A 17,365-nucleotide genomic window follows, 5' to 3' on the forward strand; every position below is an offset into this window, starting at 1 on the left:
CTCCCCTAGCGTTGAGGCATGCGCCTGATCTCCGACGCCGACCGTGACCGCTGGATGCCCGTGACCACGTCACTCGGGTGGCGCGGCCGGCGGCATCGCAAGGCGGCCATCCGGATGCTCCTGGGGCAGGCGAACCGCGCGATGGGCCTCGACACGCGCCCCGGATCGGGATTCGCCGCGTGGGCGATGAGCCAGGCCGCGCCCTTCCTGATGCGTCAGGCCGATGGGCGTGTGCTGGTGTGGACCTGGCGGACCGACCCGGAGCTCGTGGTCGCGATGGCCTCCGCCCAGGAGCTGACTCCGCAGCTGCGTACCGCGCGGGCCACGGCGCCGATCGACTACGACGACACGGACGACTTCCACAGCCCCTACCTCGGCAACGGTGAGCGTCTCGTGATGCCGCTGCCGGAGGGCGGTCAGCCGCCGTTCGCGAGCTACACGTGGGACACCGGTTCGCACCTGGTGACGCTCACGGCGGTGTGCTCCGACCGTGAGCGCTTCGGGACACTCGGCGCCGATCTCGACGCGCTCGCGCGCAGCATCCGCCCCGCGGACGATCTTCGGGCCGGGGAGTCCGGACCGGTCTTGCGGCTGCCCCCCGCCTGACGCTGTCCGCACCGCGCGTTCTCCACACCGCGCGTTCTCCACGGCTGCCGCCGAGAAGCACGGAGCCGCCGAATACCCGTGACATCCTGGCTTCCAGCACCGAGAATGGGGGGATGCCGATGACCGAGCCGCAGGTCTGGACACTCATCGGGGTGTTCGCCGCGATCACCCTCGGCGGGATGACACTGCAGACGACGCTGCTGAGCCGCGTGCTGCGTGCGGAGATCTCCGGCGTGGAACACGGGTTGCACGCTCTGGAGGCCACGTTCGACGCGCGCTTCGCGGCGGTCGACGCCCGATTCGAGGCGGTCGACGCCCGATTCGAGGCGATGGACGCGCGATTGGACGCGCTCGGAACGCGGTTCGAGGCCGTCGACCGAGACGTCCAGGCCCTCATCAAGCACACGTTCGGTCTCGATCGGGGCTGACCTCTCCCCCGCTGAGCGTCCCGGTGCCATGATGCGTGCATGACACCGGATCGCGCCTGGCAGCGCAAGCCCACCACAGCAGAACGCCGCGCTCACGGCCGCGCCGATCGTCAGCGCACGCCGCGACGTGACCTCGCAAGGCTCGTGACGGCGGAGCGGGACCCGCTGGGCATCCTGCTTCGCCAGAACGCGACCCGCGTGGCGGAGCTCATCCCTCTGCGCAACGCCCGGATGGCGGAAAGCCCCTTCGCGTTCTACCGCGGCACAGCGGCGATCATGGCCGCCGACCTGGGCGCCGGCCCGAGCACCGGCGTCCCGGTGGCATCGTGCGGCGACGCGCACGTGGCCAACTTCGGGTTCTATGCCTCGCCGCAGCGCACGCTCGTGTTCGACCTCAACGACTTCGACGAAGCCGCCTGGGCACCGTGGGAGTGGGACCTCAAGCGGCTCGTGACGAGCGTCGTGATCGGCGGGCGGGCCGCCGGACTCCCCGAGGAGGTCGTGCAGGAGACGGCGCACCTCACCGTGCGCGCCTACGTTCGCGGACTGCAGCGCAGCATCCGGCAGAGCCCCGTGCAGCGCTACTACCAGCACCTCGAGGCACGGACCGGCATGAACCTCCCTGATGCCGAGTCGCGCCGGGTGGTCCGCCAGGCGATCACGGACGCCGAGAAGCGCACCGGAGAGCGCGCGTCGCGCAAGCTGCTCACCGCAGACGAGGACGGCCGAATGCGGTTCGTCCATCGTCCCCCGACGATGACCGCCCTGCCCGACGACCTCGCAGCGCGCGAGCAGAGCGCCGTCGCCGCCTACCGCGGATCGGCCAACGTGGACATCCGGCTCCTGCTGGAGCAGTACACCGCCGCGGACACCGCTCGGCGCGTGGTCGGGGTCGGCAGCGTCGGCACCCGCTGCCAGCTGACCGTGCTCCAGGACGGCGATGGCGGGACGCTGCTGATGCAGTCCAAGCAGGCGGGTCGGAGCGTGCTGGCAGAGCACGGCGCCTTCCCGCAGCCCGCGCCGCTGGTGGACCTCGTCGCCGAGCATGGCGAGGGAGCGCGGGTGGTCGCCCTGCAGCGCATCCTGCAGGCGGTCAGTGATCCCTTCCTCGGGCACATCCGCGGCGAGACCGGCGACTACTACATCCGCCAGTTCCATGACATGAAGGGGGGCTTCGACGTCGAGCAGCTCGCCGAAGAACCCTTCCGCAACTATGCCAGGGCCTGCGCGATGGTCCTCGCCCGCGCGCACGGGCAGTCGGAGAGCATCGCCCGCGTGGTGGGCTATATCGGGGATGGCGAAACGGTAACGGCGGCCGTGGTCGCATGGGCGTCCGCGTATGCCGAGCGGTCGCTCGCCGACTATGAGGAGTTCTGCGCGGCGATCCGCGACGACGCTCAGGCGGTGGGGTGACGCGAGCCGGATGGCCGCCACAGCACGACATCGGTCGCGCGGCGCACCCGGGTGCCCTGGCGGAGGGGCACCACAGACCCTTCGGGACCGGCGGCGAAGACGCGCACGCCCGGTCGGTTCTCCCGCTCGGCGCGCAGTGCGCGCTCGAGCTCCGACACGCGCGCCCGGAGCACACGCACCTCGTCCTCCATCTCGAGCAGCCGGGCGATCGCCGGCAGGCTCACGCCCTCCAGTGACAGCTGGGCCACCCGGCGCAGCTGCTCGATGTTCCGCAGCGAGTAACGGCGCGAACCGCCTCTGGTGCGTCCCGGCACGACGAGCCCGATGCGGTCGTACTGCCGCAGGGTCTGCGGGTGCATCCGGGCGAGCTCCGCGGCCGCCGCGATCGCGAACACCGGCGTATCGACGTCATACGCCATGCGGCTTCCTTCCCTTCGCGAATTCGGAGGAGCGGGTGCCGCGCCACCGCCGTTGCGGCGATGGACGCGACACCCGCTCATGATCAGCTCCGCGCCTTCGACAGCAGGTCGGCGCGCGGGTTCTCCGTCGGCTCGAGATCACGGTAGCGCACGAGCGCTTCCTTGGCCTCCCCCTCGAGGTGCGAGGGAACCGCGATCTGGACCTCGGCGAGCAGGTCGCCGGTGCCCTTGCGGCTGTGCACCCCGCGACCCTTCACCCGCAGCACCCGCCCGGAGGGGGTGCCGGGTGCGACGCGCAGCTTCACGGGGTCCCCACCGAGGGTCGGCACCTCGATGGTGGCTCCGAGAACGGCTTCGGTGAAGGTCACCGGCACGGTCACCCGGAGGTTCAGCCCATCACGGGTGAACACCGGGTGCGGGCGCACCGTCACCTGCACGACGATGTCGCCCGGCTCGCCGCCGTCGGGCGAGGGTCGCCCGCGCCCGCGGAGCCGGATCTTCTGTCCGTCCGCCACACCAGCGGGGATCTTCACCTTGAACGGCTTGCCGTCCTCACCCTGCAGCGTGATGGTGTCGCCGCGGGTCGCCGTGACGAAGTCGATCGTCGTCCGTGCGGTCACGTCCGCGCCGCGCTGCGGCCCGCCGAATCCGCGGAACCCGCCGGACGACTGGCCGAAGCCGCCCTGCTGCTGACCCCACATCGAGAAGATGTCCTCGAAGTTCGCCTGCTGTCCCCGGCCCTGGCCGAACCTGCTGAAGACGTCCTCGAAGCCGCCGCCGCCGGATCCGCCCGCCGAGAAGCGGGGAGCTCCGGAGCCCATCGCACGGATCTGGTCGTACTCCGCGCGCTGGTCCTTGTCGGAGAGCACCGCGTAGGCCTCGCTGATCTCCTTGAAGGTCGCCTCCGCCTTGGCGTCTCCCGGGTTGGAGTCGGGGTGGTACTTGCGGGCGAGCTTGCGGTACGTCTTCTTCAGGTCGGCGTCTGAGACGTCCTTCGAGACGCCCAGCACCTTGTAGAAGTCCTTGTCGAACCAGTCCTGACTTGCCATCGGATCCTTTCCGCGTCCTACTCGACCGGGCTGGCGACGACCACCTTGGCCGGACGCAGCTCGACATCGCCGATACGGTAGCCGAGCTCGACGACCTCGAGAATCGTGCTCGTGGTCGCCCCGGGGGTGGGCTGCTGGAAGACGGCCTCGTGGTGCTGCGGGTCGAACTCCTCGCCCACCTCGCCGTAGGAGACCACACCGAGGCTCTTGACGACGCCGCGGACCTTCTCGGCGATGACGGCGAAGGGCGAGCCCTCCACCAGGTCACCGTGCTGGTCTGCGCGCCCGAGGTCGTCGAGCACCGCCAGGAGCCCCTTGGCGACATCGCCCTTCGCGCGCTGGATATCCAGCGCCCGCTGCTCCTCGGTGCGGCGGCGGTAGTTGGCGTATTCCGCCTGCACGCGCTTGAGGTCATCGAGCAGACCGGAGTCCACGGATGCCGCGTCATCGGTCTGCGTGGCGTTCAGGATGTCGTCCACCGTGAGCTGGTCGGACGCCGCGGCGTCCGCTGCTGCATCCTGACCGTCGGCCCCGTGCGGCTCGGGGCCGGAGGCTGCTGCCTCCGACCCCTCGCCCGGAACCTCGGCGTTCTCGTCGAAGTTCTTCTTCGTCATTCTTACTTCTTCTCGTCCTCGTCCTCGACGACCTCAGCGTCCACGACGTCCTCATCGGAGGGCTCGGCACCGGCCGGGGCCTCCTCGGACGCCGCCTGACCTTCGGCCTGCGACTGGGCGTAGATCGCCTCGCCCAGCTTGGTCTGGCTTTCGTTGAGCTTGTCGAGCGCCGACTTCACGGCATCGTCGTCCTCGCCCTCGAGCGCCTTCTTGAGGGCGTCGACGTCGGCCTGCACGGTGTCCTTGACGTCGGCGGGGAGCTTGTCCTCGTTGTCCGAGATCAGCTTCTCGATCGAGTACGCCAGCGTCTCCGCCTGGTTGCGGACGTCCTGTGCCTCACGGCGCTTCTTGTCCTCGGCGGCGTGCTCCTCGGCCTCGCGCACCATGCGGTCGATGTCCTCCTTGGGCAGCGACGAACCGCCGGTGATCGTCATCGACTGCTCCTTGCCGGTGCCCTTGTCCTTCGCCGACACGTGCACGATGCCGTTCGCGTCGATGTCGAAGGTGACCTCGACCTGCGGGATCCCGCGGGGCGCCGGCGCGATGCCGGTGAGCTCGAACGTGCCGAGCGGCTTGTTGTCGCGGGTGAACTCGCGCTCGCCCTGGAAGACCTGGATCGCGACGGAGGGCTGGTTGTCGTCCGCGGTGGTGAAGGTCTCGCTGCGCTTGGTCGGGATGGCCGTGTTGCGCTCGATGAGCTTGGTCATGATGCCGCCCTTGGTCTCGATGCCGAGACTCAGGGGGGTAACGTCGATGAGCAGCACGTCCTTGCGCTCGCCCTTGAGGACGCCGGCCTGCAGGGCGGCGCCGACGGCGACGACCTCGTCCGGGTTCACGCCCTTGTTGGGCTCCTTGCCGGTCTCGCGCTTGACGAGCTCGGCGACGGCGGGCATGCGGGTCGAGCCGCCGACGAGGACGATGTGCGCGATGTCGCCGACCTTGACGCCCGCCTCACGGATGACGTCGTCGAACGGCTTCTTCGTGCGGTCGAGGAGATCCTTGGTGAGCTCCTCGAACTTCGCGCGGGTGATCGTCTCGGAGAGCGAGACAGGGCCGTTGTCCGTCAGCGACAGGTAGGGCAGGTTGATGCTCGTGCTCGTGGACGAGGAGAGCTCCTTCTTGGCCTGCTCTGCGGCTTCCTTGAGGCGCTGCAGGGCGATCTTGTCGCCCGAGACGTCGACACCGGTGGTGTCCTTGAACTGCTTGATCAGGTAGTCGACGAGACGCTGGTCCCAGTCGTCGCCACCGAGGCGGTTGTCACCGGCGGTGGCCCGCACCTGGATGGTCGAGAAGTCGTCGTCCTTGCCCACCTCGAGCAGGGAGACGTCGAAGGTTCCGCCACCGAGGTCGAAGACCAGGATGAGCTCATCCTCCTTGCCCTTGTCGAGCCCGTATGCAAGGGCGGCGGCGGTGGGCTCGTTGATGATGCGCAGGACGTTCAGACCCGAGATCTCGCCGGCCTCCTTGGTGGCCTGACGCTCGGCATCGTTGAAGTAGGCTGGCACCGTGATGACGGCATCCGTCACCGTTTCGCCCAGGTACGCCTCGGCGTCACGCTTGAGCTTCATGAGGATGCGCGCAGAGATCTCCTGCGGCGTCCACTTCTTGCCGTCGATGTCGACCGACCAGTCCGTGCCCATGTGGCGCTTGACGGAGGCGATCGTGCGATCGACGTTGGTGACGGCCTGGCGCTTCGCGGTCTCGCCGACGAGCACCTCCCCGTCCTTGGTGTACGCAACGACCGACGGGGTGGTGCGGAAGCCCTCGGCGTTGGCGATGACCTTGGGCTCGCCACCCTCGAGGACGCTGACGACGGAGTTCGTCGTGCCGAGGTCGATACCCACAGTACGTGCCATGTGTGTTCTCCTTCTTGGGGAAAGCGTGTACGGAAGTCTCATGCAGCAGCTCGAAAACCTGAGCCGCTGTCACTCAAGCGTAAATCGGCTGTTTTCTGCTGTCAAGTAAACTTGATATGTGTTGGCTCAACTTTTGACGAGCCAGGGTTTTGCGCGCCCGATTCGCTGCCCGCACCTCCGGTCCGGCCCGGCCATCGGTTCCGCGGCGCGCCGCGGGGCACTGACCCGATCGACGTCGCGCGGAATACCCCGCCGCCGGATGCCGTTGTGCCCTCCATGACCATCGCAGCGCCCCCGAGGACCAGCGGACTCGATGAGGTGCTGTCCGGCATCGACGTGCAGATCCGGCGCCAGCAGCGTCTTCGGCTGCCCGGCGGCGACGTCCTCGCCGTCGAGCGCGACGCTCTCACCCTCGTGTATGCGATCGAGGGCGCCTTCGCGACCCGCTCCGGCAGCGCTGCCCGGAAGAGGCTCAGCACGGGCGACCTCTTCTTCACCACGGGCCGTCGCGCCACGACGGTGTTCGTCGACACGCCGTCGTATCTGCTGGTCTCGACCCTGGAGCCGTCCGACACGGCGGCCGACCTGTTCCCGGTGCTGCCGGACGAGGGGTCCGTGACGCGCTTCGACGTGCGCGAGCCCGCCGTCGCCGCGCTGGCCGGGAACCTCGGCACCGACGCCGATGGCATCGCCCAGGAGCACGTCGACGGCGACCAGGTGATCTGCCGGCTGATGGCGCGGACGATGGTCGCGTCCGCGCTCCGCGCGTGGTCGCGCGCCGGCTGCGCCCCGGCCGGCTGGCCATCCCTCTCGAACGATCCCTACCTGGATCGGGTGATCGAGGCGATCCACAGCGACCCCGGACACGACTGGACCGTGGGCGGGCTCGCCGGCATCGCCGCGATGTCCCGCTCGGTGTTCGCCGCGCGGTTCCGCGCTGCGGTCGGACGCTCTCCGCTCGAGTACGTCACGCTCGTGCGCATGCGCGCCGCCCAGGATCTGCTCGCTCGGGGCCGCGGCGTGAGCGCGGCTTCCCGTGCGCTCGGCTATGCCTCGGATGAGGGCTTCAGCCGCGCCTTCCGACGCCACACCGGCATGACCCCGTCGGCGTGGCGCTCGGCGCACGCCTGACGTTCCCGGCTGGTGCACGCAACCCCGGGCGGCCGCCCGGGGTTGCGTGCACCAGCGCTCGCCGCGCTCAGCCCGCGGAGGCCTGCACCGGCGCTCGGTTCGACAGCCCGAACAGGACAGCGCCGAACGCGAGGATCACAGCCCCGGCCACATAGACCGGCACGATCCCGACACTGTCGACGAGCAGGCCGCCGAATCCGGCCGCGAGCATGATCGCGGCCTGGAACCCGACGACGACCAGGCTGCCGCCCGCTTCGAGGCGGTCGGGCATCCGATGCCCCACCCAGGTGTTCACGATGAGCAGCCAGGACGCGAAGAAGAAGCCCCAGACGAAGGCCGCAGCCCCCACGAGCACCGGCAGCCCGGCGGCAGCCACCACCGTCAGCACCATCACGGCGATCACGATCGGACTGATCACCGCCAGCGGGCGATACGTTCGATCGATCACGACCCCGAGCACCAGGTTGCCGATGAACCCTCCGACACCGAAGACCGCCAGCAGCAGCACGATCGTTGCGGCGTCGATCGGCTGGCCGGCGCTGTGCACCCTCTCGAACGCGACACGGATATAGGTGAACGCCAGGAAGTGGCCGAGCACCACCAGCACGTGCCCGGAGAGCCCGAGCGCGATACCCGGCAGCCGCAACGTTCCGAGCAGGGTCGCCAGGGATGCCGAGGACTCCGCGGGGACCGGTGGCAGCAGCGCCCGCAGCGCTCCGGCCAGGATCGCCGTGGCCACAGCCGCGAACACGAACACCGCGCGCCAGCCGAACAGCTCCGTCAGCGTGACCCCGATCGGCACCCCCGCGACCGTGGCGAGCGAGGTACCCGCCGCGGTGAACATCACCGCCCGGCCGAGTCTCTCCGGCCCGGCGATGCGGACAGCCACGGTGATCGACATCGCCCAGAACGACGACAGCGCCGCCCCCAGCAGCGCACGCCCCACCAGCAGCATCGGCAGGCTCGGCGCCACGGCCACGATGACGTTGGAGATCGTCGCGGCGACCGCCGCCCACACCAGGAGCGCCCGCCGGTCCAGCCGGGGCAGCAGCAGGCCGACGGTGGGTGCGACGAGCAGGCCGACCAGTGCGGTGACGGTGATGAGCTGCCCCGCCTGGCCGGGCGTGATCCCCACGTCCGCGGCGATGTCTGTGAGCACGCCACCGGGGAGGAACTCCGCGGTGACGAGCAGGAAGCTCATCGTCATCATCGCGATCAGCGCGCCGTAGCGCAGGCGCGGCTGCGCGGTCGGAACCACAGGGACAGGGGCGGTCGTCGTCATGCTCCCAGCCTGGTCGAGCGTGCGCGCCCTGACCCGATCGCACGTCCGCCGCATCCGACCGATCGTCCAGCCTCCGGGCGGCCAGGTCCGGACGACGGCGGCGTCCGGCGGGCAGCCCGGTTAGGCTGATGGCCATGGACAGCAGGACGCCGCGCCGCACCACGCCCACCGCCCGTCTCGGCGTCGCCGCTCTGATCGCCGTCGTCGCCCTGCCGCTGAGCGGTTGCCTGTACGCGCAGATCCCGGAGGTGTCCGCCCTCCCGACCGAGCCGGCGGCGGTCGCGACCGAAACCCCCCTCACCGAACCCGCCGAGACGCCCTCCGGGGAGGCGAGCACCGCGCCGTCGTCCGGCGACATGCCGAGCCTGCTCGACTTCGCCGCCGGCGCAGAGCTGTCCGCCACCACCGCGATCGAGTGGGGCGACGGCCTCATGGTCGATGAGGGATGGACCCTCACGAGCCCGGACGACGGCCAGGGCAACTGGGGCTACACCACGGCAGACGGAACATGCACCGTCGATTTCTGGCAGGGCTACATCCGCGACATCGCCCCGACGGCCGGGGACGACCGCGCGGCCTCTGACACGATGATCTCGATCTTCCTGGACACCGACGTCGCCACCGTCACCCAGCACGCCTCCGACGACGCCTTCATCCAGGGGTTCGGTGACGGCACTGTCACCACCAGACGCGTCTGGGGCCAGCAGGACGACTTCCACTGGGTCATGGCGACGCGCGCGTTCACCACCCCGGGGGTCGGCCTGTTCGTCGGGGTGGACTGCACCGGCGCCGACGCGGACGTCGTCTTCGCCGAGGTCGTCGACAAGAACCCGGTGCTGATCGCGCCCTGACGGGCGTCCCGGAAAGGTGATCGCCGGGCGGCGCGCGGCGCGCCGCCACCTGCCGTTCACCCCGTCACGACAGACTGCCGGCATGAGCTCCGAGTACCCGGGACGCCACCAGGCACCACCGCCCGCGGCAGCATCCACCGAGGCCGTTGCCCTCATCGGCCTCGATCTGCGCGGCGACGAGCCGCCGAACCGCAAGCGCATCTACTCGTGGGCGCTGTGGGACTGGGCCACGCAACCCTTCAACACCGTCATCCTGACGTTCGTCTTCACGGCGATGTACCTCACCACGGGGGCGTTCATCCCGGCGGATCTCGCAGAACGGCAGCCGGATGACCCGCTGCGGGTCGCCGCAGAGGCCGACCTCGCGTCCGGTCTCGGCTGGGGGACGGCCATCGCCGGCCTGCTGATCCTGTTGATCGCGCCCGTCCTCGGTCAGCGCGCCGACGCTGCCGGCCGGCAGAAGCTCTGGCTCGGCATCGGAACGGGCGCGCTCGTGCTGTGCATGCTCGGGCTGTGGTTCGTCGAGCCGTCGCCGACGCTGTTCTGGCTGGGGGTCGCGCTGATCGCGGCGGGCACGGTGTTCGGGGAGATCGCGGCGGTGAACTCCAACGCGATGCTCATCAGCGTCGCCACGACGAAGAACGTCGGCCGCATCTCCGGGCTCGGCTGGGGCTTCGGCTACCTGGGCGGCATCGTCGCCCTCGTGCTGGTCGTGGCGTTCAACCAAGCGGACTGGTTCGGCCTCAGCGCCGCGGACGGCCTGCCGTTCCGCATCATCGCGGTGGGCTGCGCGGTCTGGGCCATCGTGTTCTCGATCCCGATCTTCCTGAACGTCCCAGAACCCTCGCTGGGCAACCAGAGCCGTCGCGTGGGCTTCTTCGCGTCGTACGGCATGCTGGTGCGCGACATCGCCGGTCTCTACCGCTCGCCCGAGACCCGGCCGACGGTGTGGTTCCTGCTCTCGAGCGCGGTGTTTCGGGACGGGCTCAGCGGCGTCTTCACCTTCGGCGCGATCATCGCCGCGCAGGTGTTCGGTTTCGAGTTCATGGAACTCGTGCTGTTCGGCATCGCCGCGAACCTCATCGCCGGCCTGTCGACGATCGCCGCAGGCCGGCTCGACGACACCCTCGGACCGAAGCGGGTGATCCTGATCGCCCTGGGTTCGATGGTCGTCGCGGGAACGGCGGTGTTCCTGCTGGTCGACGCCGGCACGATCGTGTTCTGGATCGGCGGCCTGCTGCTGTGCGCCTTCGTCGGCCCAGCCCAGGCCGCATCGCGGTCCTTCCTCGCCCGCGTCACGCCAGCGGGGCGCGAGGGAGAGATCTTCGGCCTCTACGCCACCACGGGGCGCGCGGCGGGCTGGATGGCCTCTGCGGCCTGGGCGATCCTCATCTCGATCACCGGGTCGACGGTGTTCGGAATCCTGGGACTCGCCCTGGTGCTGCTGATCGGATTCCTGCTGCTCCTCCCGGTGCGGGGCCGCTGACCGGCGGGACACCGGGGCGGGGAACTCGTCTATTCTGGGGAAAGTATTAGTACCCGGGCGGTCCCGCTCTGGTCACTTCCACCGGGAACGATGACCCTGGATGAATGCCCCGTGTCCGCTCTGCAGCCGCTGCCCACGTCGGCAGTCGCATCGCCGATCTCCGGCGCAGGGCGACGCTCACCCAGGATCAGCTGGCCGCGACCACCGGGATCGACTCGTCGAACATCCGCAGCTATGAGTCCGGGCGCGCGATGCCGAACGTCTACACGCTGGTGCGCATCGCCGACGCCCTCTCGGTCACCGCGGGCGAGCTGCTGGACGGACTCACCCTCGGCCACTTCGACGAGATCTCCGACCGCCGTCGCGCCGGCTGACCTCAGCGCGGCCACGCCTCCGCCAGTTTGGTGAGCAGGCGCGCCAGCTCGCCCTTCTCGGCCTCACTGAAGTCGGCCAGCGCGCCATCGAGCGCCTGACGACGCTGGTCTCGGATGCCGTTGACCAGCCCGGCACCCTCCGCCGTCAGCGCGATGCGGGTGCGGCGGGCGTCGTCCGGGTCTGCTTCACGGCGCACCAGCGAGCGATCCGCCGCCTGCTGCACCAGCCGTGACGCACGGGGCTGGTCGACATCGATCGCCGCGCCGATCGCGCTCACGCTCAACGGCTCGCCGGCCGTCGCCAGCGCCTCGAGCATGCGCATCAAGGCCAGGCCGCCCCGGCGCTCCCCTGCCGGCCCGCCGCTGTCCGGCGCGCGGCGCGCCGCCGGTCCTCCGCCGTGTCCGTGATGCGGATGATCCGGCCGATGGTGGTGCGCATGCCGCCCCCATCCGCGCGCACCGCGGATACAGGCGAGCGACTGGGCGATGGCCTCGACGGGGTCGACAGGTGACATAGCGCAATTTTACATGCGACTTGACATGTTCTTGATGTACATGTCATACTGCATGCATATGCACAATGACAAGCAAAGGAACCCTGTGATGAACAACCTCTCTGACAACACCACCGACCGTCCGCTCGCCTACTGGCTGCGCGCGGTCGACCGCCTCATCTCCGTCTCCCTCGACGACGCCCTCGCCGCCGAGGACGCGACCCGGCGCGACTGGCGCGCCCTCAACGCCGTGGACGGCACCGTGAACGCCGGCCGCCCGCTCGATGCCCGGCGGCTGCGCACGCTCATCGAGCGCGGCTGGGTCATCGACGTCGACGGCGCCTGGGAGCTGACCGCGGACGGCCGCGCGGCGAAGGAGCGCCTCGGCGCGATCGTCGCCGACGTCCGGCAGACGGTCTCCGCCGCTCTGCCCGACGACGAGTACGCGACGCTGATCGCGTCCCTCGAGAAGGTCGCCCGCAGCGTCGGCTGGACGGAGGGCGCTCCGCTCCCGCGTCGCCACCGCCGCGGCGGATTCGGCCGCCACGGCCATCACCGCGGCCACGGCTGCGAGCGTGGTGAGCAGCGTGCTCACCACGGCGAGCACGAGCGCCGCCACGGCGAGCGCCGCCCCGGCGGCGAGCACCGGCACGGACGCTGGGTGCGGTTCACCCGCGAAGTCGAGGGCGCGTACGCGCGTGGCTTCGATGCCGGCTTCGCCCGCGGGCGCACCGCCTGATCGCCACACCCATGATCGGAGCCCTCGCCGTCGCCACGCTGTCGCGTGGGCGCCGGCGAGGGCTCTCGGGCATTAAGGACCGCCGCGGCTCAGGCGCCGCGCGAGCCCAGATCCGTCACGCCGACGTCGGTGCGGTGAAAACTCTGCGACGAGCGCGATGCGGTCGGCCCGCGCTGGCCCTGGTAGCGGTTTCCGTACGGTCCGGAACCGTAGGGGTTCTCCGCGGGGGAGGACAGGCGGAAGAAACAGAACTGGCCGATCTTCATCCCCGGCCAGAGCTTGATCGGGAGGGTGGCGACGTTCGCCAGCTCGAGCGTGACGTGACCCGTGAAACCGGGATCGATGAATCCAGCCGTCGAGTGGGTGATCAGACCGAGACGCCCGAGGGAGCTCTTGCCCTCCAGGCGCGCGGCGATGTCATCGGACAGCGACACCTGCTCGAACGTCGCCCCGAGCGCGAACTCCCCGGGGTGCAGGACGAACGGCTCGTCTGGCGCGACCTCGATGAGCCGCGTCAGCTCCGGCTGGTCCTCTGCGGGGTCGATGAACGGGTACTTGTGATTGTCGAACAACCGGAAGTACCGGTCGAGCCGCACATCGATGCTCGACGGCTGGATCATCGCGTCATCCAACGGATCAAGTCCGATGCGTCCGGCGGAGAGTTCGGCTCGGATGTCGCGATCGGAGAGCAGCACGTCTTCAGCGTAGCGGTGGTGCCGCCTCCCGAACTCCCCCATGACGACGCCGACGCCGTTCAGCGCCCCTTCTAGCCGACCACGCCGCGCGCCCATGAGGAGTCCGGGAGACGGGGTCTCTAACCGAGCATCCCGCGCCGCAGCAGCCGGCCGCGGGGTGTCTCGAAGTCGATGGTCTCGCCGTGCAGCCAGGTCTGGCGCACCACCCCGGCGAGCGCCTTGCCGTGATAGGGCGTGAGCGGGTTCTTGTGGTGGAGCTTGTTCACGTCGACGACGTAGGCGTCGTCCGCGGCGAAGACGGCGAAGTCGGCGTCATAGCCGGGGGCGATACGGCCCTTGCCGGTGAGCCCGGCGAACTGGGCCGGTCGTTCGCTCATCCATGCCACCACCGTCTCCAGCGGGAGCCCGCGCTGCCGCGCCTCGGTCCACACCAGCGACAGGCCGAGCTGCAACGAGGCCACCCCGCCCCACGCGACGGAGAAGTCGCCGTTCTCGAGGTCCTTCAGGTCGAGCGTGGAAGGCGAGTGGTCCGACACGATGAAGTCGATCGTGCCGTCCTGCAGCCCCTCCCACAGCAGCTCGCGGTTGCCGGCCTCACGGATGGGAGGGCAGCACTTGAACTGGGTGGCACCGTGGGGGATCTCCTCCGCGGTGAGAGTCAGGTAGTGCGGACAGGTCTCGACGGTGAGCTTCAGGCCGTCGTGCTTCGCGCTGCGCAGCATCGGAAGCGCGTCCGAGGACGACAGGTGCAGGATGTGCGCCCGGGCACCCGTCCAGCGGGCCCGCTCGATCACCTCGGCGATGGCGAGGTTCTCCGCGCCGCGCGGTCGCGAAGCGAGGAACTTGCCGTAGTCGTCGCCCTCTGGCTGCGGCGCGCGGTCGATCGCCCGGGAGTCCTCGGCGTGGACGATGAGCACGGAGTCGAACGTGGCGAGCTCGCGCATGTCCTTCTCGAGCTCATCGGCGTCCAGCGGCGGGAACTCGTCCACGCCGGAGTGGAGCAGGAAGCACTTGAAGCCGAACACTCCGGCATCGTGAAGCGGCCGCAGGTCGCCCGTGTTTCCGGGTACGGCTCCGCCCCAGAAGCCCACGTCGACGTGCACCTGGCCGCGCGCGGTCTCGCGCTTCACGTTCAGCGCCTCGACGTCGACGGTGGGCGGGATGCTGTTCAGCGGCATGTCGACGATCGTCGTCACGCCCCCGGCCGCCGCGGCCCTGGTGGCCGAGGCGAAGCCCTCCCACTCGGTGCGACCCGGCTCGTTGACGTGCACGTGCGTATCGACGAGGCCGGGTATGAGAGTCTCGTCCGCGGCCAGTTCCACGACCTCGTCGCCGGCGAGGTTGTTGCCCAGGGGCTGCATGGCGACGATGACGCCGTCACGCACGCCCACCTCACGTGGGCGGATCCCCGCCGTGGTCAGCACCCGCTCCCCCCGGATGACGAGGTCGTAACGCTCCCCCGTCGGGTCGAGCGAGGCGTTCGAGCTCTCGTGTGGTGCGTTCTCCTGCGACATGTCGCGTTCCCTTCTGCCGGCCGGGGCGCCGGCGCGTGTCTGAGCCGCGCGCTGTCAGCGCGCGGTGGATGGAAAGCCGGTGATCCGCTTCGGCCGCGGCGGAGCATAGGTGCGTACCTTCGAGGTCGTCAGCCCCAGGCGCACGAGACCTTCCGCCACCGCCACGGCGGCCTGGACGCCGTCGACCACGGGCACGCCGCAGCGGGCGACCACCCGCTCGCGCAGTTCTGCCATGCCGCCGCAGCCGAGCACGATGACCTCGGCCCTGTCGTGCTCCACGGCCCGCTGCGCCTCGGCGACGATCGCCTCGGTCGCGCGCTCGGGCTCCGACTCGAGTTCCAGCACCCCGAGCCCGGAGGACCGCACGGAGGCGCACCGGCTGTGCAGCCCGGCGAGGACGAGACGGTCTTCGATGAGCGGCACCGTGCGGTCCAGCGTCGTCACAACCGAGTAGGTGCGTCCGAGGTACATCGCCGTCGACGCGGCGGCCTCGGTGATGTCGACCACCGGCACCGTGAGCAGCTCCTGCAGGCCTTCCCGGCCGTGCTCGCCGTAGCCGGCCTGGATCACCGCGTCGTAGGGGCCGTCATAGCGGACCACCCTGTCCATCACGGCGACAGCGGCGAGGTAGCTCTCCATGTTCCCCTCGCACGATTCCGCTCCGAAGTCGGGGGTGAGCCCCACGATCTCGGTTCCCGTGGACGCCACGGCTCTGGCGGCGTCCGCGATGCCGTCGGTCATCGTCGCTGTCGTGTTCACGTTCACCACGAGAATGCGCATGTCCGAGCCTTCCGATCAGTGGGTGGGGGTGACGGCGATGTCGCCGGCGGCAACATCGTGGAACGGCCCGCGACGGTCCGCGACCAGACTGTAGACGACCCCGCCCAGCCCCGCAGCGAGGAACCACGAGAACTGGCTCAGGACCTGGAACTCCGGGACGAAGGCGAGCAGAAGCGCGATGGTGCCGGAGATCGCCAGGGCGATGACCGCACGCGGGTTGAACCCCCGACGGTAATGGTATTCGGCGCCGGACCGCTCGGAGTAGAGCTCGGGGATGTTGATGCGCTGCTTCCGCACCAGCCAGTAGTCGACCATGATGATGCCGAACAGCGGTCCCAGCAGCGCTCCCAGGCCGTTCAGGAAGATGCCGATGACGACGGGGGAGTTATACAGGTTCCACGGCAGGATGACGAGTCCGATGACCGCGGAGATGAGCGCAGCCCTGCGGAAGTTGAGGTGCCGCGGGAACAGGTTCGTGAGCGCATAGGTCGGCGCGACGAAGTTCGCCATCAGGTTCACCGCGATGGTGAGGACGATGAGCGCGAGCGAGGCCAGCACCAGGAGCAGCGTGTTGGGGATCGCGGCCACGACATCGGCGGGTGACGCGATGGCCTGCCCGTTGATCGCGAAGGATCCGCCGGCCAGCACCACGACCACAGCACCGAAGAACAGCATGTTGATCGGGATGCCCCAGAAGTTGCCGAGCACGATCGATCGCTTCGACCGGGCGCCGCGCGTGAAGTCGCAGAAGTTGAGCACGAACGTCCCGTAGATCGCGACCCAGGCCGACGCGCCCCCGAGCATCTGCAGCCAGAGCCGGGAACCGGTGAGGGGTTCGTCGTTGGTCCACGCGATCTGGAAGTCGGCCTGGACCAGGACCCAGAACGCCAGGGCGACGAACGTCGAGAGGATCACCGGCCCCGCGAACGCCTCGTACTTGCGAATCATCTCCATGCCGTAGCTGACGATGATCGATTGGACGACCCAGAGTGCGAGGAAGGTGATCCAGCCGAGCGCGGAGAGCCCGAGGAACGTGCCGTCGGGGAGAGCGGCGACCCCGGGGAACAGGGCGATGATCACGACCTGGAGCACCTGCGAGGCGAGGTAGGTCTGGATGCCGAACCAGGCGATCGCGACGCCGCCGCGCAGCAGCGCCGGGATCTGTGCGCCGTACACGCCGAAGGAGATCCGGCTCATCACCGGGAAGGGCACACCGGTCTTCTCTCCCATGAACCCCGAGAGCGTGAGCAGGAGGAAGAGGAAGAGCGCACCGAAGGCGAGAGAGCCGAGGATCGCTCCCCCGCTCATCCCCAGGGAGAACAGCCCGATGGCCCAGACGTAGTTGCCGAGACTGTGCACGTCGTTCGCCCACAGGGCGAAGATGCTGTACGCGCTCCAGTGGCGTCCTTCGCGCGTGGTGGGCGCCAGGTCGCTGTTGTAGAGGCGCGGGCTGAGACCGGCCTGCACCGCGATGACCGCGGAGGGCGCGGGGTCCAGCCCCTCAGAGCCTCGGCTGGGAACGTGGATGTGCTCGTCGCCAGACATCGGTGTCCTTCCTCGACGACATCGTCAGGGGGTGAGAAAGCAAGGGTCTTGATTCCGAATAACGGAACTACAGTTTCATTGAAAGAGAT

Annotated in this window: 18 protein-coding genes; 8 read left to right on the top strand and 10 right to left on the bottom strand. The window is 69.6% G+C overall.

Features of this window, described 5'->3' with window-relative positions:
* Positions 1–18: 18 nt before the first annotated feature.
* The 3 genes from AC3RXY_RS08355 to AC3RXY_RS08365 all read left to right on the top strand — a co-directional run bounded on the left by AC3RXY_RS08355 (position 19) and on the right by AC3RXY_RS08365 (position 2,447).
* Positions 19–606 (top strand): hypothetical protein, encoded by a 588-nt coding sequence (locus AC3RXY_RS08355; protein ID WP_491510450.1) that lies wholly within the window; start codon positions 19–21, stop codon positions 604–606.
* A gap of 113 nt (positions 607–719) precedes the next feature.
* The gene (locus AC3RXY_RS08360; protein ID WP_491510451.1) at positions 720–1,034 is read left to right on the top strand and encodes a hypothetical protein; all 315 of its coding nucleotides are present in this window, start codon (positions 720–722) and stop codon (positions 1,032–1,034) included.
* 39 nt (positions 1,035–1,073) lie between these two features.
* Entirely contained in the window at positions 1,074–2,447 is a 1,374-nt protein-coding gene (locus AC3RXY_RS08365) for a DUF2252 domain-containing protein (RefSeq protein ID WP_491510452.1), read from the top strand.
* Here the strand turns inward: AC3RXY_RS08365 and AC3RXY_RS08370 are convergent.
* The 4 genes from AC3RXY_RS08370 to dnaK form a co-directional block, all read right to left on the bottom strand.
* Positions 2,432–2,866 carry a heat shock protein transcriptional repressor HspR gene (locus tag AC3RXY_RS08370; protein WP_491510453.1) on the bottom strand — a complete coding sequence of 145 codons (435 nt, stop codon included), beginning with the start codon at positions 2,864–2,866 and terminating at the stop codon, positions 2,432–2,434. The genes AC3RXY_RS08365 and AC3RXY_RS08370 overlap by 16 nt on opposite strands.
* 83 nt (positions 2,867–2,949) lie before the next feature.
* On the bottom strand, positions 2,950–3,915 hold the full coding sequence (locus AC3RXY_RS08375; protein WP_491510454.1) for a DnaJ C-terminal domain-containing protein: 966 nt from the start codon (positions 3,913–3,915) through the stop codon (positions 2,950–2,952).
* 17 nt (positions 3,916–3,932) lie between these two features.
* Positions 3,933–4,529, bottom strand: coding sequence for a nucleotide exchange factor GrpE (locus tag AC3RXY_RS08380; protein WP_491510455.1), 597 nt, complete (start codon positions 4,527–4,529; stop codon positions 3,933–3,935).
* Between the two features lie 2 nt (positions 4,530–4,531).
* Positions 4,532–6,385, bottom strand: coding sequence for a molecular chaperone DnaK (gene dnaK, locus AC3RXY_RS08385; RefSeq protein WP_491510456.1), 1,854 nt, complete (start codon positions 6,383–6,385; stop codon positions 4,532–4,534).
* A 276-nt stretch (positions 6,386–6,661) separates the two neighbouring features.
* Between dnaK and AC3RXY_RS08390 the strand changes: the two genes are divergently transcribed.
* The gene (locus AC3RXY_RS08390; RefSeq protein WP_491510457.1) at positions 6,662–7,516 is read left to right on the top strand and encodes a helix-turn-helix domain-containing protein; all 855 of its coding nucleotides are present in this window, start codon (positions 6,662–6,664) and stop codon (positions 7,514–7,516) included.
* A gap of 67 nt (positions 7,517–7,583) precedes the next feature.
* Here the strand turns inward: AC3RXY_RS08390 and AC3RXY_RS08395 are convergent, their stop codons facing one another.
* Entirely contained in the window at positions 7,584–8,798 is a 1,215-nt protein-coding gene (locus AC3RXY_RS08395; RefSeq protein ID WP_491510458.1) for an MFS transporter, read from the bottom strand.
* Positions 8,799–8,932: 134 nt separating this feature from the next.
* Here AC3RXY_RS08395 and AC3RXY_RS08400 point away from each other — a divergent pair, with 134 nt between their 5' ends.
* The 3 genes from AC3RXY_RS08400 to AC3RXY_RS08410 all read left to right on the top strand — a co-directional run bounded on the left by AC3RXY_RS08400 (position 8,933) and on the right by AC3RXY_RS08410 (position 11,509).
* Positions 8,933–9,649: a hypothetical protein gene (locus tag AC3RXY_RS08400; RefSeq protein WP_491510459.1), complete on the top strand. Its 717-nt coding sequence runs from the start codon at positions 8,933–8,935 to the stop codon at positions 9,647–9,649.
* A gap of 82 nt (positions 9,650–9,731) precedes the next feature.
* Entirely contained in the window at positions 9,732–11,135 is a 1,404-nt protein-coding gene (locus AC3RXY_RS08405; RefSeq protein ID WP_491510460.1) for an MFS transporter, read from the top strand.
* A gap of 104 nt (positions 11,136–11,239) precedes the next feature.
* On the top strand, positions 11,240–11,509 hold the full coding sequence (locus AC3RXY_RS08410; protein WP_491510461.1) for a helix-turn-helix domain-containing protein: 270 nt from the start codon (positions 11,240–11,242) through the stop codon (positions 11,507–11,509).
* Positions 11,510–11,511: 2 nt separating this feature from the next.
* Here AC3RXY_RS08410 and AC3RXY_RS08415 read toward each other — a convergent pair whose 3' ends face one another.
* The gene (locus AC3RXY_RS08415; RefSeq protein ID WP_491510462.1) at positions 11,512–12,024 is read right to left on the bottom strand and encodes a MarR family winged helix-turn-helix transcriptional regulator; all 513 of its coding nucleotides are present in this window, start codon (positions 12,022–12,024) and stop codon (positions 11,512–11,514) included.
* Between the two features lie 88 nt (positions 12,025–12,112).
* On the opposite strand from AC3RXY_RS08415, the gene AC3RXY_RS08420 reads away from it, so the two are divergent.
* A complete protein-coding gene (locus tag AC3RXY_RS08420; RefSeq protein WP_491510463.1) occupies positions 12,113–12,742 on the top strand; it encodes a winged helix DNA-binding protein in 630 nt (209 codons plus the stop codon).
* Between the two features lie 89 nt (positions 12,743–12,831).
* Here the strand turns inward: AC3RXY_RS08420 and dcd are convergent, their stop codons facing one another.
* From dcd to AC3RXY_RS08440, 4 genes are all read right to left on the bottom strand, one after another.
* The gene (gene dcd / locus AC3RXY_RS08425) at positions 12,832–13,437 is read right to left on the bottom strand and encodes a dCTP deaminase (RefSeq protein WP_491510711.1); all 606 of its coding nucleotides are present in this window, start codon (positions 13,435–13,437) and stop codon (positions 12,832–12,834) included.
* Positions 13,438–13,556: 119 nt separating this feature from the next.
* Entirely contained in the window at positions 13,557–14,951 is a 1,395-nt protein-coding gene (allB, locus tag AC3RXY_RS08430; protein ID WP_491510464.1) for an allantoinase AllB, read from the bottom strand.
* A gap of 54 nt (positions 14,952–15,005) precedes the next feature.
* The gene (locus AC3RXY_RS08435) at positions 15,006–15,731 is read right to left on the bottom strand and encodes an aspartate/glutamate racemase family protein (RefSeq protein WP_491510465.1); all 726 of its coding nucleotides are present in this window, start codon (positions 15,729–15,731) and stop codon (positions 15,006–15,008) included.
* A gap of 15 nt (positions 15,732–15,746) precedes the next feature.
* Entirely contained in the window at positions 15,747–17,276 is a 1,530-nt protein-coding gene (locus tag AC3RXY_RS08440; RefSeq protein WP_491510466.1) for an NCS1 family nucleobase:cation symporter-1, read from the bottom strand.
* Positions 17,277–17,365 lie beyond the last annotated feature (89 nt).

This window comes from Microbacterium longlingense (assembly GCF_058349825.2).

What these genes read in the sequence shown, in the direction of transcription:
- AC3RXY_RS08355 (WP_491510450.1), top strand. Translation starts at nt 19, where the DNA reads ATGCGCCTGATCTCCGACGCCGACCGTGACCGCTGGATGCCCGTGACC.
- AC3RXY_RS08360 (WP_491510451.1), top strand. Translation starts at nt 720, where the DNA reads ATGCCGATGACCGAGCCGCAGGTCTGGACACTCATCGGGGTGTTCGCC.
- AC3RXY_RS08365 (WP_491510452.1), top strand. Translation starts at nt 1,074, where the DNA reads ATGACACCGGATCGCGCCTGGCAGCGCAAGCCCACCACAGCAGAACGC.
- AC3RXY_RS08370 (WP_491510453.1), bottom strand. Translation starts at nt 2,866, where the DNA reads ATGGCGTATGACGTCGATACGCCGGTGTTCGCGATCGCGGCGGCCGCG.
- AC3RXY_RS08375 (WP_491510454.1), bottom strand. Translation starts at nt 3,915, where the DNA reads ATGGCAAGTCAGGACTGGTTCGACAAGGACTTCTACAAGGTGCTGGGC.
- AC3RXY_RS08380 (WP_491510455.1), bottom strand. Translation starts at nt 4,529, where the DNA reads ATGACGAAGAAGAACTTCGACGAGAACGCCGAGGTTCCGGGCGAGGGG.
- dnaK (WP_491510456.1), bottom strand. Translation starts at nt 6,385, where the DNA reads ATGGCACGTACTGTGGGTATCGACCTCGGCACGACGAACTCCGTCGTC.
- AC3RXY_RS08390 (WP_491510457.1), top strand. Translation starts at nt 6,662, where the DNA reads ATGACCATCGCAGCGCCCCCGAGGACCAGCGGACTCGATGAGGTGCTG.
- AC3RXY_RS08395 (WP_491510458.1), bottom strand. Translation starts at nt 8,798, where the DNA reads ATGACGACGACCGCCCCTGTCCCTGTGGTTCCGACCGCGCAGCCGCGC.
- AC3RXY_RS08400 (WP_491510459.1), top strand. Translation starts at nt 8,933, where the DNA reads ATGGACAGCAGGACGCCGCGCCGCACCACGCCCACCGCCCGTCTCGGC.
- AC3RXY_RS08405 (WP_491510460.1), top strand. Translation starts at nt 9,732, where the DNA reads ATGAGCTCCGAGTACCCGGGACGCCACCAGGCACCACCGCCCGCGGCA.
- AC3RXY_RS08410 (WP_491510461.1), top strand. Translation starts at nt 11,240, where the DNA reads ATGCCCCGTGTCCGCTCTGCAGCCGCTGCCCACGTCGGCAGTCGCATC.
- AC3RXY_RS08415 (WP_491510462.1), bottom strand. Translation starts at nt 12,024, where the DNA reads ATGTCACCTGTCGACCCCGTCGAGGCCATCGCCCAGTCGCTCGCCTGT.
- AC3RXY_RS08420 (WP_491510463.1), top strand. Translation starts at nt 12,113, where the DNA reads ATGAACAACCTCTCTGACAACACCACCGACCGTCCGCTCGCCTACTGG.
- allB (WP_491510464.1), bottom strand. Translation starts at nt 14,951, where the DNA reads ATGTCGCAGGAGAACGCACCACACGAGAGCTCGAACGCCTCGCTCGAC.
- AC3RXY_RS08435 (WP_491510465.1), bottom strand. Translation starts at nt 15,731, where the DNA reads ATGCGCATTCTCGTGGTGAACGTGAACACGACAGCGACGATGACCGAC.
- AC3RXY_RS08440 (WP_491510466.1), bottom strand. Translation starts at nt 17,276, where the DNA reads ATGTCTGGCGACGAGCACATCCACGTTCCCAGCCGAGGCTCTGAGGGG.